Genomic DNA, 22,097 nt, shown 5'->3' on the forward strand with positions numbered 1-22,097 from the left:
GCAAGTCCATGTTGACATGGTCGAACTCGATTCCCAGCCGCTTGACGCCGGGGGTCAGCTGCCGCACCGCGCGGAAATAATTGTCGCGCCGCCAATCGGTATAGGTGACGTTGCCGCCAAAGCTGCGCCGCCACGGCTGACCGCCATCGATGCCGGCGCTGATGGTGGTCGCCGCGTCCTGGGTGATGACCATGCCGTATTTGCGGCCGAAATAGCAGTAGAGCCAGCCCGAATAATAGTTGATGCAGTGATACGAGGTGAACAGTGCCGCATCGACGCCGTTCCCGGCCATCCAGCGGCGCATGTCGTCCTGGCGCCGCTGCATCTCGGCATCCGAGAAAGGGGAAAATCCTTATCGCCATTATGCCATTCCATGACATGAAGCATGTCGTCGGTCATGAGATCCGTCCTCCGTCGGTTTCCTGACGACGAGGCTATCCGCCGCTGCAGCGGGACTAAAATTTGTTTTGATAATCTCAGGATTTGGACGAATGAGGGGCTGCGTCGAACTCTCGCAGCTGGCCAGCACCAGCTCAACACCGCAGCACCCCTTGTGCTGAAGCCTACCGTATCTGTCGAGAAGCCAACAGGAGCGCATGGCACTCTTTCGCATCACACAAAGCCTGAGGATTACGGAGAAACATGAGTGCATGACTGCAAAAAAGAATGACGCAAGTTGAAAGCGCTTCAAGATATATGCGGGACACCGCACCGGCATCACTTAAACCAGGGCTTGTCCATTTTCGCACCGACTTGGCGAGGAAAACCGTATAACCATGCTGGTCGAGTATGAAGAACTTGCCTGGCCACCCTGTCCCTGTCACATCTCGATACTCGATGCCGCGCCTCCGGCACGGATGCGGGATTGCGTCGCACTCCTCGCTCTTTCTCCCTCGCCAGACACTCGGCCGCCTGCCGGGGCGTTTTATCCGTCTTGATCGGCCGTGCCGTCGATGATGCGATGCGCCTCGGCATCATGCCGATTCCGGGTCTTCGCGGCATGAATGCGAGATTGCAACTTTTCCATCCCCGGCAGCGGGACGGCAGAGCATGCAGGGGGCCAGGATCAGCTTACCCCCTGCCTTGGCGATACGGGGCCGCTTTCGCGCGATCCTCGGATCGCCAGATCCTGACCGCCCCGCGACGGCGCGCCCAGTCGCTGATCGGTGCGCCCCGGATCGCACGGAAGCAACGCCGTCGCGCTTGTCCTAGTTCAACCGCTCTCCGTTCTCGGGCGAGAAGTAGGACACTTTCGAGAGGTCGAAGGCGAGCGGAAACATCGCCCGCGCCCGAACCGCGCTTTCCGCGCGCAGCCGCGCCGTGACCGGCTTGCCGCCCAGATGGGTGACGGCAAAGGTATCCGCGCCCGCAGGCTCGACGATCTCGATCATCACCTCGCCGCCCGCGCCCTGCGCCAGCCCCGGCAGATGGGCGCTGCCGGTCGCTTCGTGGATATCCTCGGGACGGACGCCCAGGACGATCTCGGCCGGAAGCTGGCGCGCCACCGGGTCGGTGATGACCAGCGGCGCCGCACCCTCGCGCGCAATCTCGATGCGGGTCTGGCCGCCTTCGGAGCGCACCTGCGCCGGGATCAGGTTCATCGCCGGGCTGCCCATGAAATCGGCCACGAACATGTTGGCCGGGCGGTTGTAGATTTCCGCCGGAGCGCCGATCTGCTGGATCACGCCGCCCTTCATCACGACGATCTTGGTGGCCAGCGTCATTGCTTCGATCTGGTCATGGGTGACATAGACGATCGAGGCGTTCAGATCCTGGTGCAGCTTCTTGATCTCGGTCCGCATGGACACGCGCAGCTTGGCGTCCAGATTGGACAGCGGCTCGTCGAACAGGAACAGCTTGGGATCGCGCACCAGCGCCCGGCCCATCGCCACCCGCTGGCGCTGCCCTCCCGACAACTGGCCGGGCTTGCGGGCCAAGAGCGGCTCGATCTGCAGTTGCCGGGCGACCTCGGCCAGTTTCGCGGCCTGCGTGGCCTTGTCCACGCCGCGCACCTGCATCCCGAAGGTGATGTTCCTGGCGACGCTCATCGTCGGGTAAAGCGCATAGGACTGGAACACCATGGCGATGTCCCGGTCCTTGGGCGACACGCCGGTCACGTCGCGCCCGCCGATGCGGATGGTGCCGCCGGTAATCGGCTCCAGCCCGGCGATGCAGTTGAGCAAGGTGGACTTGCCGCAGCCCGAGGGACCGACAAGGACCAGGAAATCGCCCGGCTCTATGCTGATGTTGATGTCATGCAGGATATGCGTGTCGCCATAGGCTTTCTGCAGATGGTCGATTTCGAGGATCGGCATGGCTTATCCTTTCACGCTGCCGGCGGTCAGGCCGCGGATGAAGTATTTGCCGGCGATGACATAGACCAGCAACGTGGGCGCTGCCGCGATGATCGCGGCGGCCATGTCCACGTTGTAGGCTTTCACGCCGGTGGTGGAGTTGACGATGTTGTTCAGCGCGACCGTGACCGGCTGGCTGCCCGGCCCGCTGAAGCTGACGCCGAACAGGAAGTCGTTCCATATCTGCGTGAACTGCCAGATGACCGAAACGGTGATGATCGGCAGCGACAGGGGCAGGAAGATCGCAAAGAAGATCCGAAAGAACCCCGCCCCGTCCACCTTGGCCGCGCGCACCAGTTCCTGCGGGATGGTGACGTAGTAATTGCGGAAGAACAGCGTGGTGAAGCCGATCCCATAGATCACATGGACGAAGATCAGCCCCGGAATCGTCCCCGCGATGCCCATCAGCCCCAGCATCTGCGCCATCGGCAAGAGCACGACCTGAAACGGGATGAAGCAGCCGAACAGGATCGCCGCGAAGAACAGGTTCGCACCCCTGAAGCGCCATTGCGCAAAGACATAGCCGTTCAGCGCGCCGACGATGGTCGAGATCGCGACCGCAGGCACCGCCATCAGCACCGAGTTCCAGAAGAACGGCCGCAGCCCCTGGCATTGCGTGCCCGCGCAGGCGCTGGACCAGGCCTCGGCCCAGGGGGCGAATGTCAGTTCGCGCGGCAGCGACAAGAGGCTGCCGGTGCGGATTTCCTCAAGGCTTTTCAGCGATGTGGTCAGCATCACGAACAGCGGCATCAGGTAGAACAGCGCGAACAGGATCAGGACCGCATAAAGGCCCCAACGCAGCATGGTGTTACTGGTCACGGCCTTACTTGTCATGGCGGGGCCTCAATTCGCTATAGAGATAGGGAACGACGATGGCGAAGATCACCATCATCATGACCATCGCGCTTGCCGCCGCCTGACCCAGATCGCCGCGCGAGAACGCCATCGCGTACATGTAGGTCGCAGGCAGGTCGGTCGCATAGCCGGGGCCGCCATTGGTAAGCGCGATCACCAGGTCGAACGCCTTGATCGCCAGATGCGCCAGCACGATGAAGGCCGACAGGAAGATCGGCGCCATGGTCGGGATGATGATCGCGGAATAGATGCGGTGCGTCGGGATGCCGTCCACCTGCGCGGCCCGGATGATCTCGGTATCGACCGAGCGCAGCCCGGCCAGGAACAGCGCCATCACGAAACCCGAGGCCTGCCAGACAGCGGCCAGCACGATGGTATAGATCGCCATCTCGGGGCGGATCAGCCAGTCGAAGGTGAAGTTCTCGAACCCCCAGCTTCGCACGGTGGCCTGAATGCCCAGACCGGGGTTCAGGATCCATTTCCACGCCGTCCCCGTCACGATCAGCGACAGCGCCATCGGATAAAGGTAGACGGTGCGCAGGACGCCCTCGGCACGGATCCTCTGGTCCAGAAAGATCGCCAGCATCAGCCCGATCACCATCGAGATCACGATGAACAGCCCGCCGAAGATGAACAGGTTGTCCATCGCCACATCCCAACGCGGCGCGGCGAACAGGCGCTCGTATTGTCCGATACCCTCGAATTCATAGCGCGGCATCAGGCGCGAGCGTGTCAGGCTGATCCAGGCAGTCCAGGCGATGAAGCCATAGACGAACACCAGAATCGCCACGAAAGACGGCGCCAAGACCAGCTTGGGCACGTTGCGTTCAAGCCATTCCATTTCCCGATTTCCCCCAGAAAGGAAACCCCGCACCCGGGCTTGCGGCCGGATGCGGGGCTGTCGGCCTTACATCGCGCTCGCGACGGCGTTGGCCAGTTGCTCCACGGCCTCGTCCGAGGTCATGTCGCTGTTGAAATGCGCCGTCACCACATCGGTGATCGCCCCGGCGGGCGCGCCGCGCAGCGCCATGCCATGCGCATAGGAGGGCAGCAGGGAACCGTTTTCCGCACCCGCATTCATCGCCTCGGCCGATTGCCGGGCGCAATCGTCGAACTCGTCCAGTGCCACGTCGGTGCGCGCGGGGATCGAGCCCTTGTTGAGGTTGAAGGTCTTCTGGAAGCCCTCGCCCATGATCAGGCGGGCCAGCAGCGCCTGCCCCTGCTGGCGGTCATCGCCATCGACCTTGAAGAAGGCGAAGCTGTCGACGTTGTAGAGGAACCCGCCGCCGGGCGTCTCGGCACAGACGAAATCCACGCCCGGCTTCTTGTCGGCGGCCAGAAACTCGCCCTTGGCCCAGTCGCCCATGATCTGGAAGGCGGCCTCGCCGTTCATCACCATCGCGGTCGCGAGGTTCCAGTCGCGCCCCGAGAAATTGTCGTCCACATAGCCGCGGATCACCCGCATCTGGTCGAACACCTGGCGCATGGTATCCGAGTTCAGCGCCTGAGGGTCCAGGTCGACCAGCGCCTGCTGGTAGAATTCCGGCCCGCCCAGGCCCAGGACGACGGTCTCGAACACGGTCGCGTCCTGCCAGCTTTGCCCGCCATGGGCCAGAGGCGTCACGCCCGCCGCCTTCAGCGTCTCGGCAGCGGCGTTGAACTCCTCCCATGTGGTCGGCATCGCTATGCCATGCTCGTCCAGGATCTGCTTGTTGCCCCAGATCCAGTTCACGCGATGGACGTTCACCGGCGCGGCGCACCATTGGCCTTCGCATTGCATGTGCTCGGCGATGCGGACGGGCAGGACGGCTTCCCAGCCGTTTTCCTCGGCCACGGGACCGATATCGGCCAGCCCGGTTTCCTCGTACCATTCCTGAATGGCCGGGCCTTTCAACTGCACGGCGGTCGGCGCATTGCCCGACAGCACGCGGGCGCGCAGCGCGGTCATTGCTGCGTCGCCGCCCCCGCCCGCCACGGGCATGTCGGTCCAGCTGCCGCCCTCGGCTGCGAACTGCTCTTGCAGCACCGCGACGGAGCGCGCCTCGCCGCCCGAGGTCCACCAGTGCAGCACTTCGGCCTGCGGCTCGGCCAGCACCGGCCCGGCCAGCATCACGGCGGTCGACGCCGCCAGAAGGGGTTTCATGGTCATGGATCCTCCCAGATCTTGATCGCACGGACCTTGCAGGGACCGCGCCGTGAAAGGATCATGCCAAAGCCGCGGCCATTCGCGCAACGCAACACAGCCATGCGCAAGGCGGATTTCCCACCGTTATGTTACAAACTGTTACGAAGTGATATGTCGAAGGCCGGGAGGACGACATGAGCCTGCATCGCCTGCTTCTGGTCGAGGACGACGCCGAGATGGCGGCGATGCTGGCCGCCTATCTGCAACGGCAGGGCTTTCATGTCAGCCGCGCCGACAGCCGCGCCGGCGCATTGGAGGCGCTGCGGGCGGGCCGGGTCGACCTGATCCTGCTGGACGTGTCGCTGGGCGAGGATGACGGCGTGCAGATCTGCGCCGAGATCCGCGCGGCGCAGGATGTGCCGATCGTCATGGTCTCGGCGCTGTCGGCGGATCATCAGCGCATGGCGGGCTACGAGGTTGGCGCGGACGATTACATCGCCAAGCCGTTCAACCCCGACCTGCTGCTGGCCCGCATCCGCGCCGTGCTGCGCCGCGCCCGCCGCGCGCCCAGCCTGACCCATCGCCGCCGCGACGCGATCCTGCGCTTTCAGGGCTGGCGCTATGACGCGCGGCGCGACGAGGTGACGGCGCCGGGCGGCTGGCAGGTCTCGCTGTCCTCACGCGAAACCGCATTGCTGCGCGTGTTTCTGGCCAACCCGCTGATCCCGCTGACGCGCGAGGAAATCGCCGCGGCGCTGGACCATGACGAAGCCGCCGGGGGCCGGGCCATCGACATGCTGGTGGGCCGGCTGCGCCAGAAGACCGACCCGGCGCTGATCCGCACCGAGCGCGGCACCGGCTATGTGCTGGCGGCCGAGGTCAGCCGCGACGATGCTTAGCCGCCTCAGCCTGCGCTGGCTGGCCAGCCTGTGGGTGGTGCTGGCGATGGCGGCCGGGGGTGGCGGCGTCTGGCTGTGGATGGCCAGCCAAGCGGCTTGGCAGACGCATCTGGACCGCGCCTATATCGCCGGGCTGGCATTGCACGATTCACTGGAAAATCGCAGCGCCCTGCCGGCGGGCGTGACGATGGTGCAGCAGGGAGCCGCGCCCTCTCTGCCGAATGGATGGCGCGAGACGCTGCTGACGCTGACCGGCGGCGGGCGACCCGATCTGTCGCGCGGCGCGCGGCTGTCGATCCGGGTCCAATCGCCCGACATTCAATACCCGGTCGCCGAAGTGCAGAGCTTCGGCGGCGGTTCTCAGGCGGCGGGGCTGGCATCGGTCACGCGCACGCTGGCCCGGTTCTGCAGCACGCCCCGGCTGTTCGTGCAATTCGATACGGGGCCGTGGATGCGCATCGAGGGCGCCGCGATCTGGGGCTGCGACGCCGCGCCGCCGGATCGGCGGTTGCTGGCGGCGCTGGTGCTGGCGGGCGCGCTGATCCTGCTGCTGGGCTGGGTGGCCGAGGTCTCGGGCGCCTTCGCCGGCTTCGCCGCCGCGCTGCGCGACCACCGGGCGCGCAACGCCGCCCTGCCGGTGGGAGGCGTCGAGGAGTTGCGCCAGACCGCCGAGGCGGTGAACGCCTATGTCGCGCAGGACCGCGCCGCGCTGGAGAACCGCGCGCTGGTGCTGTCGGGTGTCAGCCACGATCTGGGCACCCCCGCCACGCGGCTGCGGCTGCGCAGCACACTGATCGAGGATGATACCCTGCGCAGCAAGCTGGAGCACGATATCGACGAGATGACCACCATGATCGAAGGCGTGCTGACCTATACCCGCGCCGAGATCGGGGCCGAGCCGTTCCGGCAACTCTCTCTGACCTCTCTGGCCGAGGCGGTGGTGGCCGATTATCAGGACGTGGACATGCCCGTGCGGCTTGTCCCCGCGCCGATCCGGGCCGCCCGCGCGGGAACGTTGTTTGCCCGCAGCCGCCGCCAGCCGGTCGAGACCCACGCCATCCTGATGCGCGGCCAGCCCACCTCGCTGCGCCGCGCGCTGTCGAACCTGATCGACAATGCGCTGAAATACGGGCGCGAGGCCGAGGTGATGGTGGATGGCGATGCGGATGACGCGTGGATCACCGTCACCGATCGCGGCTCGGTGTTGACGGAAGAAGATCTCGCCCGCCTGACCGGCGCCTTCCAGCGGGGCGGCAATGCGGGCACGGCCCCGGGTGTCGGGCTGGGGCTGGCCATCGTCTCGACCATCGCCGCGCAGCATGGCGGGCGGCTGGAATTCTTCCGGGCCGATCAGGGGCTTGCGGCGAAACTGGTGCTGTGCCGCCGGTGGGCCTGACCGGACGTGACGCGAACCTTGCCTGAAACTCGCCCCCAGGTCATGTTGACGAATGGCGGAGCCAGAGGCGGATCGAGGTCATGTCGATGAAGTCCAGGAAGCTTTCGGCGGTCTTGCCATGGCGGGTTGCGACGCGGCGGGCGTGCCTCGGCTTGTTGCAGCAGCGCTCGACGAGGTTGCGCAGCCGGTAGAGGGTGCGATCCATCGCCACGCGCACTTGCGGGTCTTGCGCATCGGGATGACGGGCACCACGTTGTGCGCCTCCATGGCTTTGCGAACGTTGTCGGAGTCATGGCCGCGATCCGCCAGCGGGACGCTGGGCTCGGGCTGATTGTCGGCCATGACCGGATCGAAGCCCAGATAGTCCGATATCTGCCCCGGCGCGATCTCCGACCTCATGGGCAGGCCCGCGCCGTTGACGCGGAGGTGGACCTTGGTCGTGAAGTGGAAGGTGGTTAAGAAGACGATCCAGTGGATCGTTTTCCCGCCGAACGCTCTTGAACGGCCGAAACTCTGCCGCGGAGCCCCCCTTTGCGCCCTCTGCCCGACGATGAGCGCGAACCACGGTGCTGTCGCACCATCTGCAGGGCGCATATTCGCCGGATCGGGGAAGATGTCGTCCGCGGAACGCCTGTTCTCAAGGCCGGCAGCCGCATCGGCCCAGGCCAACTGGCCCCTCTTACGGCACTTGGCCTGCGTTCCGTGCTGGTGGTCCCTCGGCCGAGGGTGGCCCTGCTGTCCACCGGCAACGAACTGGTGGAAAGCCCCGGGGCGCTCGAGGCGGGCCTGATTTACGATTCGAACAGGCCGATGCTTTCCCGGATGCTGCAGGCCGCCGGCGCGGTGGTCACGGATCTCGGGATCGCGAAGGATGATCCCGCGGCGATTGCTGCGCGGCTTGTCGGGGCGGCGAGCGATCATGATCTGTTGATTTCCTCGGGTGGCGCACCCGTGGGCTTCGCGGACCACCTCACGCAGATCATCTCCCGCCGCGGCTATCTCGAGTTTTGGAGGCTTGCCATGCGTCCCGGCAAGCCGATCGGCTTCGGCGATGTCGACGATTGCCCGACCCTGTTGCAGCCTGGAAACCCCCTGGCTGCGGCGGCCGGTTTCGCTCTGATCGGGCGCGCGATCCTCGCCCGGCTCGAAAGCAGGCCCCCGGCCGGGACGGGCTGGCGCCTGCCTGTCGCCACTTCACTGTCCAAGCCGGCGGGACGGACGCAGATTCTGCTGGGACGGCTGTGCCATGACCCGTCCGGTCGCTCAACGGTCGTCGAGCCGCTGCCTGACCAGGGTTCCGCCAGCCTGCGGTATCTTGCGCTTGCGGATGTGATGATCCTGCTCCATTCCGAACAGACCGTGATAAACGGCAGCGATCCGGTCGAGATCGTGCCGGTGCGGCAGGGTTTTCCAGCGTGAGCGGTCTTGGCCAGTAGGCGAGACTGGCGAGGCAGGGGCGGCCGTGAGGAAAACCTCTTCGAGGTTGGCTCGTTTGCACCTTCGCGAATGGAAGCGGCCGCACCGGGGAAGGTGAATATTCTACAAGGAATCCGGTGAAACCCTTATGAATCCCGGCGTGCCCGGATCGTCCAGCCCCGCATCTTGGCGACCGCCATGATGGTCGCTGCAATGAGCAGCCCGCAAAGGATGGCCTTCGATTTCGTTTCCATCGTCCCTTCGATCAGCAGCGCATGAACGACGCTCCCGACGACGATGACCGCCGCCAGAACCGTATGACCAAGACGCCAGGCATGCGGGTGACGGCGCCAGCGCCGGCGGGATGCCGCCATGAGCGCCGAGGCGAAGACGGCCCACATGGCGACCACTCCCCAGAATGAGAACGGCGTGGGCGATCTGAAGAGAAGGGCGTCGATCACGTCAGGCGGGCTGGTGACCCAAAGGCCCGCGACATGCAGGATCACCGCCGCGACCAGAACGCCGCCGACAAGTCGGTGAACGCGCTGGCCTTTCAGGGCGGGCAGTCCCGGCAGGTATCCGCCCGCCAGCAAGGGCTGAAAGAGCAGAAGCGCCAGCGCGATCACCCCGGTGAATCCGGCCGCGATATAGATCGGTTCGCGCCATGCCAACAGCGGGCTTGCCGCCGCGGCGGCGACCGGCACGGCAACCGCTGTCGTCAGGCCTGTCCAGACCAGGATCCCGCGGACCAGATCAGCCCATCCGATCCTCATCCCGATCAGACCGGCACGAGCACGAAATCCGCGTGGAGGCTGGTATCGCGGGCGCTTCGCATGACCGGACGGAGAAAGACGGTTTCAAAGTCGCCACTGTCATAGGCTAGGTGGCCGTGAGGCTGGCCGAAAGCGGGGACGATCTGGGGCATTTCGAGCCGGAACACTCCATTCGCATCGGTAAGCGTGGCGCCGTGGCTATGCGGATCGCGCTCATGTCCCTCGGTGGTATGCGCCCAAATCTGGATGCGCTGACCCGCCAGCGGGACACCATCGCCGACACGACGGACCGAGCCCGTCATCCAGAACCCGCCGCCGCCGATCCGGTCCACGATCGGCGCGCCCGGCAGGTAGTTGTTGGCACCGCCGCGCATCGAGGGCGTCGGGGCGAGCCCTTGCGCGCGGGCGGGCACGAACAGGCCGGGCACCACGGCGACACTGGCGGCGATCAGAAGAGTACGACGGTTGGTCAGGACGTCAGTCATATGGTCTCTCCTGTCGCGGTACGGGCGCGCGGCTGCTCTGCCGAAGACAGCTCACAGACAGGGCTGTGGCTGGATCATAGCACGTTTTCGCCGGCTCTGACCCGAGGAGCATTGAAGACGCGATAAACTTTGCTCACGGCTCGGTGACATGGTGAACGGCCATCGACAGGTGCGGATTCCTGTCCGCCTGATACTTGCAGACGACCGTGAGAGGCCCGTAGCGGATAGCCCAGAGCCGACGTTCGGGAGGTCGGCAATGCTGCTGCGGTAGGACTGCCCCAATCTGGGCACGCACGCTTGCCACAGCGATTTTCCAGGGCAATGTCGCCGATACGGCACGGAGCGAACCTTGGAAAGCAATCGGCCGCTATCCCGCGGTAGCCGGTCTATCCTTTCCGTCGTGCATCGGCCTTGGCTGCCAGCGCATCCGACGCGTTCGAACGAAGCGGCAGGCGGGCAGCGCATTCCACCTCCGCCCGGCTCACACCGATATCGTCCAGGATCTGGTCGTCCAGGCGGAGCAAGGTCAGGAACGCATCGCGCCTCTCCTTGTTCCGACGATAGGTTTCAAACAGACCCCGCAGCCGTGACATCAGCGCGCGAAAGGCAGCCCCGATCCACGGGCTTCGTGAGGGCGGGCTCATGGTGCAGATTTCCTTGGCCATCGTAATCCTCCTTGGCTCAGGCCAGGGTGGCATGGCGATATTCTTCAATACAGCGCATAGTTCTTAGTGTATCATTCAAGAAAATTGATCGCGATGAGCCATGCAACCGCAACAGAACAACCTTCTCGAGACCGACCTTCTGAAGACATTCGTGACCATCTCCGAGACCGGGAACTTCACGGTCGCGGCGAAACGGGTATTCAGAACCCCCTCGGCGGTCAGCATGCAGATCAGGCGGCTTGAGGATCAGCTGGGGCGCGCCCTGTTTGTGCGGCATCCGCGCCATGTGACGCTGACCGCGGACGGCGAGGCATTTCTCGTGCATGCCAAGGACATCCTGCGCATCAATGACGAGGCTCTGTCCCGCTTTCGGGTGCCGCAGCTTGAAGGGCGGGTCCGGTTCGGCGCACCCGACGATTTCGGCGTGCGCTATCTTCCCGCGATCCTGTCACGCTTCGCCGCGACCCATCCCCTTGTCGAGGTCGAGGTCTTTCTGTCGACCAGCGTGATCTTGGCCCGGCGGTTCGAAGCGGCAGAGATCGACATGATCCTCACCGTCTCGGCCCAATCCGATCCGGCGCCGGGACAGGTCATTCATTCGGAGCCTCTCGTCTGGGTCGGTGCCCGCGACGGCATGGCATTCTCCAGGACCCCCGTGCCGCTCGCGCTGTCCTCACACGGATGCCCCTGGCGGGCTGCGGCCCTTGCCGCGCTCGACAAGGCCAGTCGCCGTTACAGGATCGCATACACGTCGGAGGCCGCAGCCGGCCAGCTGGCGGCAGTCATGGCCGACCTGGCGATCGCGCCTCTGCCGGTCAGCCTGGTGGACGAGCAGCATCGGCGGCTGACGGAAAAGGAAGGCTTCGGCGCGATCGGTTCCTATCAGCTGAGGCTTCAGAAGAACCCCGATATCGGCTCGGCGGCGCAGGCTTTTGCGGATCATGTGCGCGAGAGCTTTGGTCGGCAGGAATGACGGCTCTGGTGAAGGATTTCCGATGCGGGCCGCGGCGCGATGGTGCGGCTTGGTGCGGGGTCGACCCGCGTTGGAAATCCTCCCAAGGTGGAAGCCGCGGGGGTCCGGGCTCTGTCTATGGGGAAAGTGTGCTGCGCGATGTGGCGACAGCCGGGCCAGGGCGTCGGCTGGCGGGAAAAGGAAGGCCTCGGCGGCTTGCCGGGTCGGTCTGGGGCGCCGTTTTGGGAGGCGGCCGCAGCAGATGACGATGCATTTTCGGGCCGATCGCGGCAGCGGGCAAGCCGGAGGTGATCCGGCTTGCGGTCAAGCCCCGGGACATTTCTTTCGACAGTGACGAGCGTCTCGTCATGCGGCTTTCTCCCGGGGCGGATCGCGGGATGAGGGTTTTTGCCCGCGACGGAAGATCTCGACGATGCGCATCGGGCCGCCGCAGCAAGGACATGGTTCGCGCAGGGTGTGCGGATGATGTGTCAGCGCCGATCCCCAGGTGTGCAGCACCGCCGTCATGCCGATCCGCGCACCCAACCGCTTTGGATCGGCGGCGATGGTCGTCACCGTTTCCGCGTTCGGGCATTCCTTCGGACCGATGGCAGTCATGCCCTCACCCTTGAACAGCAGCCTACACACCGCCCTCTTGTTCCAGAAGGCGATCTGCGCGATCCTGGCCGGCAGGGTAAAGACGACGTGGAAATACTCGACGGGCAGCAGGTCATCGGCGCGCGCCTCCATCCAGTCACGCGCTGCCGGTGCCTGACACTTCGGGCAATGCCGGTTCTTGCAGCTGTTATAGGCAATATGGTGGTGGCCGCACTTGCCGCAGGCAGCCACATGCCCGCCAAGCGCCTCGATCCGGCAGGCCTCGATGGCCGACATCACCTTCAGCTGGGTCAGGCTGACATGCCCGGCATTGGCCCGCCGCCACGCGGGGCCGTATCGTCGGAAGATGTCAGCGATCTCCAGCTTGGACCGGGTCACGCCCGGCGACGGTCACTCCAGGCTTCGCTTCACCGTCTGATCCTGCAACTTGGCCAGCATCTCGTAAGGGCTGACGGTATCGCGGATCGTCTTGGTGGCGACATGGGTATATTGCGCCGTGGTCGTCAGTTTGGCATGGCCGAGCAAAACCTGGATCACCCGCACATCGGTGTTCGCCTCCAGGAGATGCGTGGCGAAGCTGTGACGCGAGCCGTGTGCAGCGTCGCCGGTTTGCTGATCCCGGCCATGTGCTTGGCGGACGTGAAGGCCCGGTTCAACTGGCGCGGCGAGATCGGGTTGATCTTCGGCTTGCCTGGAAACAGTCAGCCCTCGGGCCGTGCCTCGCGCCACCAGTCGCGCAGCAGGTTCAAGAGGCCCGGCGACAACATCACCTTGCGATCCTTCCTGCCCTTGCCCTGTTCGACATGGATCAGCATCCGGTTGGCTCATCGATATCGCCGATCTTCAGGTTGCAGACCTCGGCGGCGCGCAATCCCGCGACGTAGGAAATGCTCAGCGCGGCGCGATACTTCAGCCCCGGCCCGGGCGCCGCCATCAGGATGTCGGAGCCTTCCTCGACGCTGAACACCACCGGCAGTTTGCGCGGCTCGATCCTGAACTGCATGTAGCGCTTCATATCCTCGCGCCCGCAGGTCATGCCGAAGAAGAACCTGAGCGCCACGATCCGCACGTTGAACGTCGATGGCGTGACCCCGCTGTCGGTCATGTGGAGCTGATAGGCCCGCAGTTCCTCTGGCGTGGCCGTATCAGGCGAATGTCCGAGAAAGGCCGCGAAATCCTTGATCGCCCGGATGTGCGACTTCTGTGCCTTGTCGCCCATCCCGCGGATGCGCATGTCTTCGATCATCCGCTGACGCAGCGGGCTTACTCTCTCCTCTGTCATGGGAACCTCCTGTCTGATGATTGAGAGGTCTCAATCGACAGGCAGAAACGGCCGCCACCAAATGCACCACGATCACAACAACCCTGAACACCAGCCACGGGCGCCATTGCCGCGCGAGCGGCTTCGTCCAAGGGCTCCCAGCGACGGTGCCGCCTCATTCGGCGGGCCGTTGCCGGATCATGCAGACCGTTTGAACTGTGGCGGCCCATTAGCCGTCAGTCTAGCCCGCTGGATGGCGCGTGATCGCGTTCGCCAGAGCAGCCATTCAGCCTGTGCCGCGGCGAAGTCCTGTTATCATGGTAGCGAGATGGATCTGCATGCGTTTTGCACGTTCGGAACATCAACTAGAGGAGTGCGGCAAGCATGACTGTGCCAATCTATAGTTGACAGGAAAAGCGTCGGGGAATCCTGCTCATATCAGCCCCACGCATGGCTTGCGCGGATGCGCCCTGAACCGGCTTGGCCTAGTTGTTCCTGCGGGCTAGTTTGCCATTTCGGAAAAAGGGAAACCGGATGCGCAAACTGAAATGCACGAGCTGCGGTGGGACGCTCGGTCTCGTGACCACGGCAGAGGGTCACCTGATCGGCAGATGCGGCAGTTGCGGATCCGAATATGTGGTCGAAACGCAAGGTCGCCACCATGTCGTGCTGGAACACCGCTTTCCCGACGGGCAGCCCGCTGGGGCTGTCCTGCCAGGGCCGGTCTCGCGCCGAGGGGCGCTTGCGGCCGGGCTTTGCGTGATGGCGATCGGTGGCGGGGCCTTGGTGCTGCCGCAATTCCTGCGCAGCGCGCACAGGGCAGCACCCGAGGAAGGGCTTGCGGTCAAGACCGTTTTCAATGTCGGTGGCGAAGGCGCAGGCCCCGGACTTTTCCGAGAATATCCGTCTTATATCGGTATCGACAGCCTTGGCCGGGCCATGATCCAGGACGGCGGAAGGCGGTTTTACATCTTTGGCCCGGATGGCGCCTTTCTGAACCAGTTCCCTTCTCCGGAAGACAGCGGTGCGATGCTGGCCGTGCTGCCGGATGGCAGCATCATCACCGACGGTTCGCGCCGCATTTTGCGGATCGATCCGGCGAGCGGCGAGATCGCCGGCAGCCAGCCCATGCCGGAGGGGGAAAGCTACTGGAGCAACGGTGAAGGCTCCTGCGTCACACCGGACGGGGGGCTGGCCATTTACCGCGTCGCACCGCGCAGCGCCGGCGATGACGCAAGCCTGCCGCCATCAGATACGCTGATCCTTCTCGACCGCAATCTGACCGAACAGCGCCGCCTGACCGGGCTGATGGCACAAGCGATAGCCGCCGACCCCATGGTCACAAGTGCACCAAGGGCAACCGGCATCGCGATCAATGGTGCGGGCACCATCTACATCGTGATGAGACGCAGCGAGGATCAGGACAGCCGCGATGGCATATTCGAGTTCAATGCCGATGGCCGTTTCCAGCGCCGTATCGCGACCACGCCGAAATTCTTTCCCTGCATCGTTGCCAGTCCCGACGGCAGGATTTGGCTTTCGGATCCCTGGGACAACATGCTGGAAGAGGTCACGCCCGACGGCATCCGGCGCGTTGGTCTTGCAGCAGTCGGGCGAGAGAATGGCGCACAGATCGGCAACATCCGCTCGATCGCGGCTTATCCGAACGGTGACATTGCGGTCATCGGCGTGTCGGCATGGCGATTTGCCCGCCTCAGCATCGGCACTGGCTGAGAAAAGGCCAAAGCCGTGAAATGCACAACCGCGGGGATGCGCACTTGTGGGCCATATGTGATCGGCAAGATGGTGCTGAAACCTGGGCTTGCCGGGTTGGGCCGAATCGAGGTCCATCCCGCGCGCTTCTCGGGTCTTGCCGAGTCCGGCATCCTTGTCATTCAATCCCTGGCGGCCTTCATGACGAAAAATACCCTGCCTGCCCTGACCGCGTTTCTGCTGGCGGCCATTGGTCCTGCGCTGGCGCAGGATCTTCCGCCCTATCAGTCGCTGGAAACCCGCCACGTCTGCACGGCACAGCCTATTCATGAGACCCCGGCCGGAACGCAAGCGCGCGTGCTGGGTGCGGGCGCTGAGGTCATGCTGCGGGACGTGACCTTCGGCCCCGAGGGTGGCGCATGGTTTGCGCTGGATTACCCCACCGGCAAGGGGCTTGAGCGTGCCATCGGCTATTTGCCGGTGTCCTCGGTCAAACATTTCTGTGCGCCGGAGGGGGCGGCCCCCGAGGACAGCACCAGCCGCCTGCAATCCTATCTTGCGCCGCCGAACACCTGTCATGTCGTGGCGGCCCGGGCCGATACGGTCGAGGAGTTGAACGGCCAAGCCCGCTCCATGCCCGCCTATGCCCCTGTGATATCTGGCTACCGGCTGCATTCGGGCGGCTATGCACTGTCGCTGGGACTTGTCAGCACCAACCTCCGCGATCGGATCGGTTCACCCGCTGCGCGCCTCCAGACCGGCATCACCTGTGTGTCTGGCGCCGATTTCGCCGAAGCACTGGTCCATGACGGGACGGTCCTTACCCCGGCAGATCCCGGCGGCTTGTCCGATGATGCTGCCCGGCTTTCCACCGCACAGGCCCTGCGCGCACGGGGGCTTGAGAGCGGTGATCCGGCCATGCTGAAACGGTCCTGCGATCTCGGCCTCGGCGCGGCCTGCACCGAATTCGCCAGCCGGATCCATGACGCGCCGGATGGCCCGGGGCGCGGTCCTGCCGTGGTCACCCGCTATGCGCTGCTGGGCTGCATGGCCGGAGATATGGAGGGCTGCCAGATGGCCATCAACCGCCAGGGCAATACGCTGGAGCTTACGCGAGAGCAGGTTCTGCCCGATGCCAGGCCGGATGATGGCAGCGTGACGACGGAAATTTCAAAGGGTCTTTGCGACGCACAAGATCGGTTTGGCTGCGTTCTGCTGGCGCGGGGGACGGCTGTCGACCGGGCGCCCTCCCTGGTGGAGGCATCGTCGAACTTCTCGGCCAATCTGACGGCCTGTCAGCAGGGCATCACATGGATCTGCGAAGGGCTGAACGACGACCTGAAAACGGTCAGCGCGGCCCGTGGCTCCGGCTTGACCGGCAATGAACGCTATGCTCTGGCCGGGATCGAGGCAGGGCTATGCGCCCCCGGCCCGCGTGAACCCAATCAGCGCAGCTGCACCGGCGCTTATTACCTCTACCGCGATTTCCTGAACTACAGCGATGCAGCCACGCTGGATGCGGGTCGCGTGGCGCAGGCGACCGCGTTCCTGAGCAGCGGTTGTGCAGCGGGCGATCCCCCGGCCTGCGCCACCTTGGCCGGCATGGCCGGTTTCTGGCCAGAGGCGGATCGGCGCGCGGCAACCGCCCGTGCCATCGCCCTGTGCGATGCGCAAAGCGCCAAGGATACGATCTGCGAAAGCCTTGGCGGTGTCCTCGACCCCACCTTCCCGGAAAGCCGTCCGGTCATGGCGGCGCGCTATGAACGGCTTGCGCGGTCCTGCCTCAGCCCCGGCGAGGGTGACGCGCAGGATTGCGCCTGGGCGCTGCACAGCTACGCGGCGCTGGATGCGCCGGATGGCCTGGCCACGGCCGAAGCGATGCTGAAAGATGCCTGCGGGCCGGCCAATATCAAGGGCTGCCCGGCATTGGCGCAGCTTTACGGCACCGAGGGCCAGTCCCTTTCAGGCGTGACGATTCCGGGTCGCAATGACCCCGAAGCCCGAATCGCCGCATTGCGCATGGGTTGCCGCGGTGGGGTCGAGGCAGGCAGCACATGCGACCAGCTTGCTGACCTCATGACTGTCGAGGGTGATGGCGAAAACGCTCTCCATATTCGCGGCGAGGCCTGCGAGAGAGCGATCGCGGCAGGAGAGGAACGCGACCTGTGGGAATGCTACGATGCGGCCAAACAGGCACTGGATCAGAGCCAGCGACTGCCGGGTGCTCATCGCTGGGCAGATTACGTCTGCCGGGGTGCGGATGTCTCGGTCTCACCCTACGGCTGCAAGCTGGTGGGGAACATGCTGGCGCAAGGCCTCGGTCAGCCCGCCGATCCTGCCGGCGCCCTCTCCGCCTATCAGCGCGGCTGCTTCCACCCGCGGGTCGCGACCACCGATGGCGAGGCCTGTCTGCATTACGGCACGATGCTGATCGAAGCCGTCCGCAGGGGCGAAAAGCCGGCAGAACCTCTGGCATTCGCGCATCGTGAGGATGGCGAAGAGCCCGAGCCGCCATTGATGCTGGCCGAGGCGTCACGCGCCTTCGATATGGGCTGCCTCGACAGCATCGCGCCCGCCTGCGCGGCCAATGTGCGCCTCCTGGAGGAATGGAGCACCGGCGATCTGCCCTATGACCGCTTCATCTGTCAGGTCAGGAATGCGGCGGGAGAGGTGACGTCGGAAAAACCCTGTCGCGGTCTGATCTTCTATCAGGCAGCGGAGGCCCGGAAGGAGACGCGCGAGCAGGTCGGGCTCAATGTCTATGTCTGGCCGGATGGCGACCGCAGCGTAACCTATATCCGGGATGGTATCTGGCGGTTGAACGAGGTCAGGACGGATTATCCTGCGACCGAGGGAAACAGCCGCTGCTGGCGCAACCCGATATCGACCCGCAGCTTCTGTGTGACGCCAGCGGGTTGACGATCAGCGATGAGGGAAGCAGCTCAAGCCGACCCGTGGGGCCCGCCTTGTGCTGCGTGGCCGCATTTCCCCAAGAGGTCGGTCCGCCCGTTCTGCTGCAAAGCCCACTGTGTCGTGGTCGTGATGCGGGATGGTGCTTCGCATTGCGGATCTCCTCGTCCTTGAAGCCTTGCAAACGTCAGGCCATGGTTTGCGTGGCTGCTCGATCTGAAGCGCGTAGCGCACCGATGCCCAGTACGGAAAGCGAACGCCGCCTAAAGCCGGATCTCGCCTTCCAGCACCGCACGGGTGGTACGCCAGCCACTGAGGTGATGGCTGCGCAGGACCTCGCGCAGCAAGGCGCCCTGGCGATGGCGCAGGGCATCGAGGATTTGCTCGTGCTCGTAGACCGCGCGCGCCCAGCGGTCGCTGATCTGATTGCCCGCATAGCGGAACCGGCGGATCCGCTGGCTTTCAGCCATGTAGAGCCTTGAAAGCGTCGGATTGGCTGCGCAGTCGACAATCTTCTGATGGATGGTCTGGTTGATGTGGAAATAGCGCATAAGCGCCCCAGCCTTCCAGGCGCCTACCATCTCGTCATGCAGGGCCTGGATCTCGTCGATCTGGGCGTCGGTGGCATGTTTGCAGGCGCGTTCGGCGGCCACGCTCTCCAGCGCGATCAGCACCTCGATCGCCAGTTCCACCTCTTGCGGCGAGATCGCCGTCACCATTGCGCCGCGGTTCGGCTCGATAGTCAGCAGACCTTCGCTTTCCAGAATCTTAAAGGCTTCACGCAGTGGCGTGCGCGACACGCCCAGTTGTTCCGTAAGCACACGTTCATTGATCCTGGTGCTGGCGGCAAGCTCGCCCGAGACGATTTGATCGCGAATGAAATTTGCGACAAAGGCGGCGCGTTGTCCGCGCGGCCACTGTTTTTCGATATCCAAGATCGCCTCTGCTTTGACACGAAAGTTGCATGCAATCTAGGGAGGGGCGTTGGCGGGATCAACATTTTGATTGACTCCATCGGGCAGTTGCATGCAAACAAGCCGCCATAAAGCGGATTCGTTGCGCTTTCCAGAGGAAAGACTGCCTGAAGCTTGCCTTTCGTTGCCACATTGCATGCAATGTGGCTCGGGCGAGTGTTGCCCTGACCCGTTCGGTCAGGCTGCAAGGTGCTTTTTGCGGAAGGATGACGGTCCCCGGACAGGAAGGTGACGGCCCGACATGAACTACCACATCCAGTTCCCCCCCAGTTCCGACAAGGTTGCGACCACGATCATCGGCACCGGCGGGTTCGGCCGCAGCTATCTGGCGCAGTGCCGGAAGGTGCCGTTGCTCGAGGCGCGCGTCGCTGTGGATGTCACGGCCGAACAGGCCGCCCGGACCATGATCGAGGTGGGCTATCCCGAGGCGCGCATCAGAAAATGCGACACTGCCGAAGAGGCGGCAGCGGCCTGGGCGGCAGGCGATTTCATCGCGGCGGGCGATTTCGCCCATGTGGCCGCGCTGCCGGTCCATGTGGTGATCGAGGCCACAGGCCACCCGGAAGCCGGGGCGCGGCACTGCAGGCTCGCGGTCGAGGCCGGGCACCATGTGGCGTTGGTCTCGAAAGAGGTGGACAGCGTGGTTGGCCCGGGCCTTGCCGCGCTGGCGCGGGAAAAAGGCTGCGTGGTCAGCCCTGTTGATGGCGATCAGCCCAGCCTGCTGATCGAGCTGATCACCTGGGCAGAGCTTCTGGGCTTCGAGATCATCGCCGCCGGCAAGTCCAGCGAATATGATTTCATCTTCGACGCCGCGGCGGGCACGCTGACCTCGGATGGCCGCATGGTATCGGCCCCCGATTTTGCGCAATGGGCCGATCTTGACGACCGTCCCGCGGCCGAGGTGGTTGCAGGCCGGGCCAATGCTGCCTCTGCTCTGCCGCAGCGGGCCGTTCCGGACCTATGCGAATTGACCGTGGTCGCCAATGCCACCGGCTTTGCCCCCGATGCCGCCCCTCTGCACGCCCCGATCGCGCGCATCACCGAAGTGCCGACATTGTTCTCGACGCGCGATGAGGGCGGAATCCTTGACGGCCGCCGCGTGCTGGATGTGTTCCACTGCTTGCGTGAACCAGGTGAGGTCAGCTTTGCCGGCGGTGTTTTCGTCGTCATACGCTGCGACGATGCCGAGACCTGGAAGATGCTGGAAGGCAAGGGCCATGTGGTGGCCCGGGATCGCAACACCGCGATGATCTACAACCCACGCCACCTCCTGGGACTCGAGGCGGCGACAACCATCCTGTCGCTGGGCCTTCTGGCGCGCGGCACTGGCGGCCACGCCCCGGCACATCACATCGACCTTGTGGCCTTTGCCGACCGTGATCTGGCGGCAGGCGAAGCGCTGGTCATGGGCGGTCACCACCACAGCATTCCGGGGGTCAGCGCACGCATGGTTGCCGCAGGCCCGTTGAGCGATGAAAGCCCCGCTCCCTTCTATCTGGCGTCCAACCAGACTATCCGGCGTCCTGTGGCCGCGGGCAGCTACATCCGCATGGGCGACCTGGAGCATCGGAGCAATACGGAGCTTTTGACGCTGCGCCAGCGTCAGGATGCAATCTTCGCCAAGGCGAAAGGCATGCAGGGCTGAGCCCGCATTGCGCATAGGTTTTCAGAGGGAGAGAGACATGATCAAGATCAATCGCCGGCTGTTCGTGCAAGGGGCGGCAGCCGTATCGGCGGCCAGCATTCTGGCCACCCCGCAGATCCTGCGTGCGCAAGGCAGCGTCAAGCTGCGCTTCGGCCACCCGCATCCCGAAACCGACAGCTGGCAGGATGCCGGCAAGTGGATGGCCGAGCAGCTGGCCGAGAGGAGCGGCGGCGAGATCAGCCTCGACATTTTCCCGAACGGCATCCTCGGGAATGACTCGACGATGATCAACTCGGTCCGCGGCGGCACGCTGGACCTGATGGTCACGGGAAATCCGTTCTTCACCGGGCTTGCGCCGCAGCTGAATGTTCTTGACCTGCCTTACCTGTTCCACAGCCGCGAACATGTTGGGGCCGTTCTGGACGGCGAGTTGGGCGACGAACTGCGCATGGGCCTGGCCGGTTCGGGCTTGAAGGCGCTGTCCACCTGGGAAACCGGATGGCGCCACATCACCAACAGCCGCCGCCCCGTGCACACGCCCGACGACGTGAAGGGTCTGAAGATCCGTACCACGCCGAACCCGGCGCATATCATGGCGTTCGAGCTGCTTGGCGCCGTGCCGACGCCGATGGCCTTCACCGAGCTGTTCACGGCGCTCGAAATGCGTTCGATCGACGGGCAGGAAAATCCGACTACCCTGATCCTGAATTCAAACTTCTACGAGATCCAGAAATACATCTCGCTGACCGGCCATGCCTTCACCTCGTCGCCGCTGGTGATGAACGAGACCAAGTTCAACGGCTTGGGTGCGGATCAGCAGACCCTCCTGGTTTCCGTGGCGGCCGAGGCGGCCAAGCTGCAGCGCCAGATGAACACCGAACGCGAAGGCACCGCGCTGGCCGCGCTGAAGGAAAATGGCATGGAAGCGGTCGAGGATATCGATCAGGCCGCGTTCCGCGCCATCGTCGAAGCGCCGATCAAGGAAGATTTCTCGGCCAAGTTCGGGCCCGAGCTGATCGACCGGATCACCGCTCTGGCCAGCTGATCACGAGGAGA

At 64.6% G+C, this 22,097-nt stretch carries 16 protein-coding genes and 4 pseudogenes; 8 read left to right on the plus strand and 12 right to left on the minus strand.

Annotation, left to right across the window (positions count from 1 at the left end; translation table 11 throughout):
• The 5 genes and pseudogenes from BLT64_RS20100 to BLT64_RS20120 all read right to left on the minus strand — a co-directional run.
• Nucleotides 1–399, minus strand: a pseudogene (locus BLT64_RS20100) (aminopeptidase P family N-terminal domain-containing protein); the annotation flags it as partial.
• Between the two features lie 809 nt (nt 400–1,208).
• Nucleotides 1,209–2,315 carry an ABC transporter ATP-binding protein gene (locus BLT64_RS20105; RefSeq protein ID WP_011749656.1) on the minus strand — a complete coding sequence of 369 codons (1,107 nt, stop codon included), beginning with the start codon at nt 2,313–2,315 and terminating at the stop codon, nt 1,209–1,211.
• A gap of 3 nt (nt 2,316–2,318) precedes the next feature.
• Nucleotides 2,319–3,188, minus strand: coding sequence for a carbohydrate ABC transporter permease (locus BLT64_RS20110; protein WP_011749655.1), 870 nt, complete (start codon nt 3,186–3,188; stop codon nt 2,319–2,321).
• Entirely contained in the window at nt 3,178–4,050 is an 873-nt protein-coding gene (locus BLT64_RS20115) for a carbohydrate ABC transporter permease (RefSeq protein ID WP_011749654.1), read from the minus strand. Before BLT64_RS20115 ends, BLT64_RS20110 begins: the two co-directional genes overlap by 11 nt.
• Nucleotides 4,051–4,116: 66 nt before the next feature.
• The gene (locus tag BLT64_RS20120; RefSeq protein WP_011749653.1) at nt 4,117–5,358 is read right to left on the minus strand and encodes an ABC transporter substrate-binding protein; all 1,242 of its coding nucleotides are present in this window, start codon (nt 5,356–5,358) and stop codon (nt 4,117–4,119) included.
• Between the two features lie 170 nt (nt 5,359–5,528).
• On the opposite strand from BLT64_RS20120, the gene BLT64_RS20125 reads away from it, so the two are divergent.
• Both BLT64_RS20125 and BLT64_RS20130 read left to right on the plus strand, forming a co-directional pair.
• On the plus strand, nt 5,529–6,233 hold the full coding sequence (locus tag BLT64_RS20125) for a response regulator transcription factor (protein WP_011749652.1): 705 nt from the start codon (nt 5,529–5,531) through the stop codon (nt 6,231–6,233).
• A complete protein-coding gene (locus BLT64_RS20130; protein WP_011749651.1) occupies nt 6,226–7,629 on the plus strand; it encodes a sensor histidine kinase in 1,404 nt (467 codons plus the stop codon). The genes BLT64_RS20125 and BLT64_RS20130 overlap by 8 nt, the downstream gene beginning before the upstream one ends.
• Nucleotides 7,630–7,669: 40 nt before the next feature.
• Here the strand turns inward: BLT64_RS20130 and BLT64_RS20135 are convergent.
• Nucleotides 7,670–8,203, minus strand: a pseudogene (locus tag BLT64_RS20135) (transposase); the annotation flags it as partial.
• Nucleotides 8,204–8,355: 152 nt separating this feature from the next.
• Here BLT64_RS20135 and BLT64_RS26965 point away from each other — a divergent pair.
• Complete coding sequence (locus tag BLT64_RS26965; RefSeq protein WP_049792398.1) at nt 8,356–9,048, plus strand: molybdopterin-binding protein; 693 nt, start codon at nt 8,356–8,358, stop codon at nt 9,046–9,048.
• Nucleotides 9,049–9,191: 143 nt separating this feature from the next.
• Here the strand turns inward: BLT64_RS26965 and BLT64_RS20145 are convergent, their stop codons facing one another.
• The 3 genes from BLT64_RS20145 to BLT64_RS26535 all read right to left on the minus strand — a co-directional run bounded on the left by BLT64_RS20145 (nt 9,192) and on the right by BLT64_RS26535 (nt 10,968).
• A complete protein-coding gene (locus BLT64_RS20145) occupies nt 9,192–9,818 on the minus strand; it encodes a ferric reductase-like transmembrane domain-containing protein (protein ID WP_011749648.1) in 627 nt (208 codons plus the stop codon).
• Between the two features lie 5 nt (nt 9,819–9,823).
• The gene (locus BLT64_RS20150) at nt 9,824–10,303 is read right to left on the minus strand and encodes a peptidase associated/transthyretin-like domain-containing protein (protein WP_011749647.1); all 480 of its coding nucleotides are present in this window, start codon (nt 10,301–10,303) and stop codon (nt 9,824–9,826) included.
• 386 nt (nt 10,304–10,689) lie between these two features.
• Entirely contained in the window at nt 10,690–10,968 is a 279-nt protein-coding gene (locus BLT64_RS26535) for a DUF1127 domain-containing protein (protein ID WP_041530351.1), read from the minus strand.
• Between the two features lie 100 nt (nt 10,969–11,068).
• Here BLT64_RS26535 and BLT64_RS20160 point away from each other — a divergent pair, with 100 nt between their 5' ends.
• The gene (locus tag BLT64_RS20160; RefSeq protein WP_011749645.1) at nt 11,069–11,941 is read left to right on the plus strand and encodes a LysR substrate-binding domain-containing protein; all 873 of its coding nucleotides are present in this window, start codon (nt 11,069–11,071) and stop codon (nt 11,939–11,941) included.
• Nucleotides 11,942–12,397: 456 nt separating this feature from the next.
• Here the strand turns inward: BLT64_RS20160 and BLT64_RS20165 are convergent.
• A pseudogene (locus BLT64_RS20165) lies at nt 12,398–12,916 on the minus strand (IS91 family transposase); the annotation flags it as partial.
• Nucleotides 12,917–12,928: 12 nt separating this feature from the next.
• Nucleotides 12,929–13,820, minus strand: a pseudogene (locus tag BLT64_RS20170) (tyrosine-type recombinase/integrase).
• Nucleotides 13,821–14,333: 513 nt separating this feature from the next.
• On the opposite strand from BLT64_RS20170, the gene BLT64_RS20175 reads away from it, so the two are divergent.
• The gene (locus tag BLT64_RS20175) at nt 14,334–15,533 is read left to right on the plus strand and encodes an NHL repeat-containing protein (protein ID WP_011749642.1); all 1,200 of its coding nucleotides are present in this window, start codon (nt 14,334–14,336) and stop codon (nt 15,531–15,533) included.
• A gap of 612 nt (nt 15,534–16,145) precedes the next feature.
• A complete protein-coding gene (locus BLT64_RS20180) occupies nt 16,146–18,431 on the plus strand; it encodes a sel1 repeat family protein (protein ID WP_139171647.1) in 2,286 nt (761 codons plus the stop codon).
• 254 nt (nt 18,432–18,685) lie between these two features.
• Here BLT64_RS20180 and BLT64_RS20185 read toward each other — a convergent pair whose 3' ends face one another.
• Entirely contained in the window at nt 18,686–19,357 is a 672-nt protein-coding gene (locus BLT64_RS20185) for a GntR family transcriptional regulator (RefSeq protein WP_011749640.1), read from the minus strand.
• Between the two features lie 280 nt (nt 19,358–19,637).
• Here BLT64_RS20185 and BLT64_RS20190 point away from each other — a divergent pair, with 280 nt between their 5' ends.
• Complete coding sequence (locus BLT64_RS20190; RefSeq protein WP_011749639.1) at nt 19,638–21,041, plus strand: NAD(P)H-dependent oxidoreductase; 1,404 nt, start codon at nt 19,638–19,640, stop codon at nt 21,039–21,041.
• A 37-nt stretch (nt 21,042–21,078) separates the two neighbouring features.
• Nucleotides 21,079–22,086, plus strand: coding sequence for a TRAP transporter substrate-binding protein (locus BLT64_RS20195; protein WP_011749638.1), 1,008 nt, complete (start codon nt 21,079–21,081; stop codon nt 22,084–22,086).
• The last annotated feature ends 11 nt before the right edge of the window (nt 22,087–22,097 follow it).

Source organism: Paracoccus denitrificans (genome assembly GCF_900100045.1).
Classification (GTDB): domain Bacteria; phylum Pseudomonadota; class Alphaproteobacteria; order Rhodobacterales; family Rhodobacteraceae; genus Paracoccus; species Paracoccus denitrificans.

Excerpts from the sequence above, each read along its gene's own strand:
- BLT64_RS20105 (WP_011749656.1), bottom strand. The coding sequence starts at position 2,315 with ATGCCGATCCTCGAAATCGACCATCTGCAGAAAGCCTATGGCGACACG.
- BLT64_RS20110 (WP_011749655.1), bottom strand. The coding sequence starts at position 3,188 with ATGACAAGTAAGGCCGTGACCAGTAACACCATGCTGCGTTGGGGCCTT.
- BLT64_RS20115 (WP_011749654.1), bottom strand. The coding sequence starts at position 4,050 with ATGGAATGGCTTGAACGCAACGTGCCCAAGCTGGTCTTGGCGCCGTCT.
- BLT64_RS20120 (WP_011749653.1), bottom strand. The coding sequence starts at position 5,358 with ATGACCATGAAACCCCTTCTGGCGGCGTCGACCGCCGTGATGCTGGCC.
- BLT64_RS20125 (WP_011749652.1), top strand. The coding sequence starts at position 5,529 with ATGAGCCTGCATCGCCTGCTTCTGGTCGAGGACGACGCCGAGATGGCG.
- BLT64_RS20130 (WP_011749651.1), top strand. The coding sequence starts at position 6,226 with ATGCTTAGCCGCCTCAGCCTGCGCTGGCTGGCCAGCCTGTGGGTGGTG.
- BLT64_RS20145 (WP_011749648.1), bottom strand. The coding sequence starts at position 9,818 with ATGAGGATCGGATGGGCTGATCTGGTCCGCGGGATCCTGGTCTGGACA.
- BLT64_RS20150 (WP_011749647.1), bottom strand. The coding sequence starts at position 10,303 with ATGACTGACGTCCTGACCAACCGTCGTACTCTTCTGATCGCCGCCAGT.
- BLT64_RS26535 (WP_041530351.1), bottom strand. The coding sequence starts at position 10,968 with ATGGCCAAGGAAATCTGCACCATGAGCCCGCCCTCACGAAGCCCGTGG.
- BLT64_RS20160 (WP_011749645.1), top strand. The coding sequence starts at position 11,069 with ATGCAACCGCAACAGAACAACCTTCTCGAGACCGACCTTCTGAAGACA.
- BLT64_RS20175 (WP_011749642.1), top strand. The coding sequence starts at position 14,334 with ATGCGCAAACTGAAATGCACGAGCTGCGGTGGGACGCTCGGTCTCGTG.
- BLT64_RS20180 (WP_139171647.1), top strand. The coding sequence starts at position 16,146 with ATGCCCGCCTATGCCCCTGTGATATCTGGCTACCGGCTGCATTCGGGC.
- BLT64_RS20190 (WP_011749639.1), top strand. The coding sequence starts at position 19,638 with ATGAACTACCACATCCAGTTCCCCCCCAGTTCCGACAAGGTTGCGACC.
- BLT64_RS20195 (WP_011749638.1), top strand. The coding sequence starts at position 21,079 with ATGATCAAGATCAATCGCCGGCTGTTCGTGCAAGGGGCGGCAGCCGTA.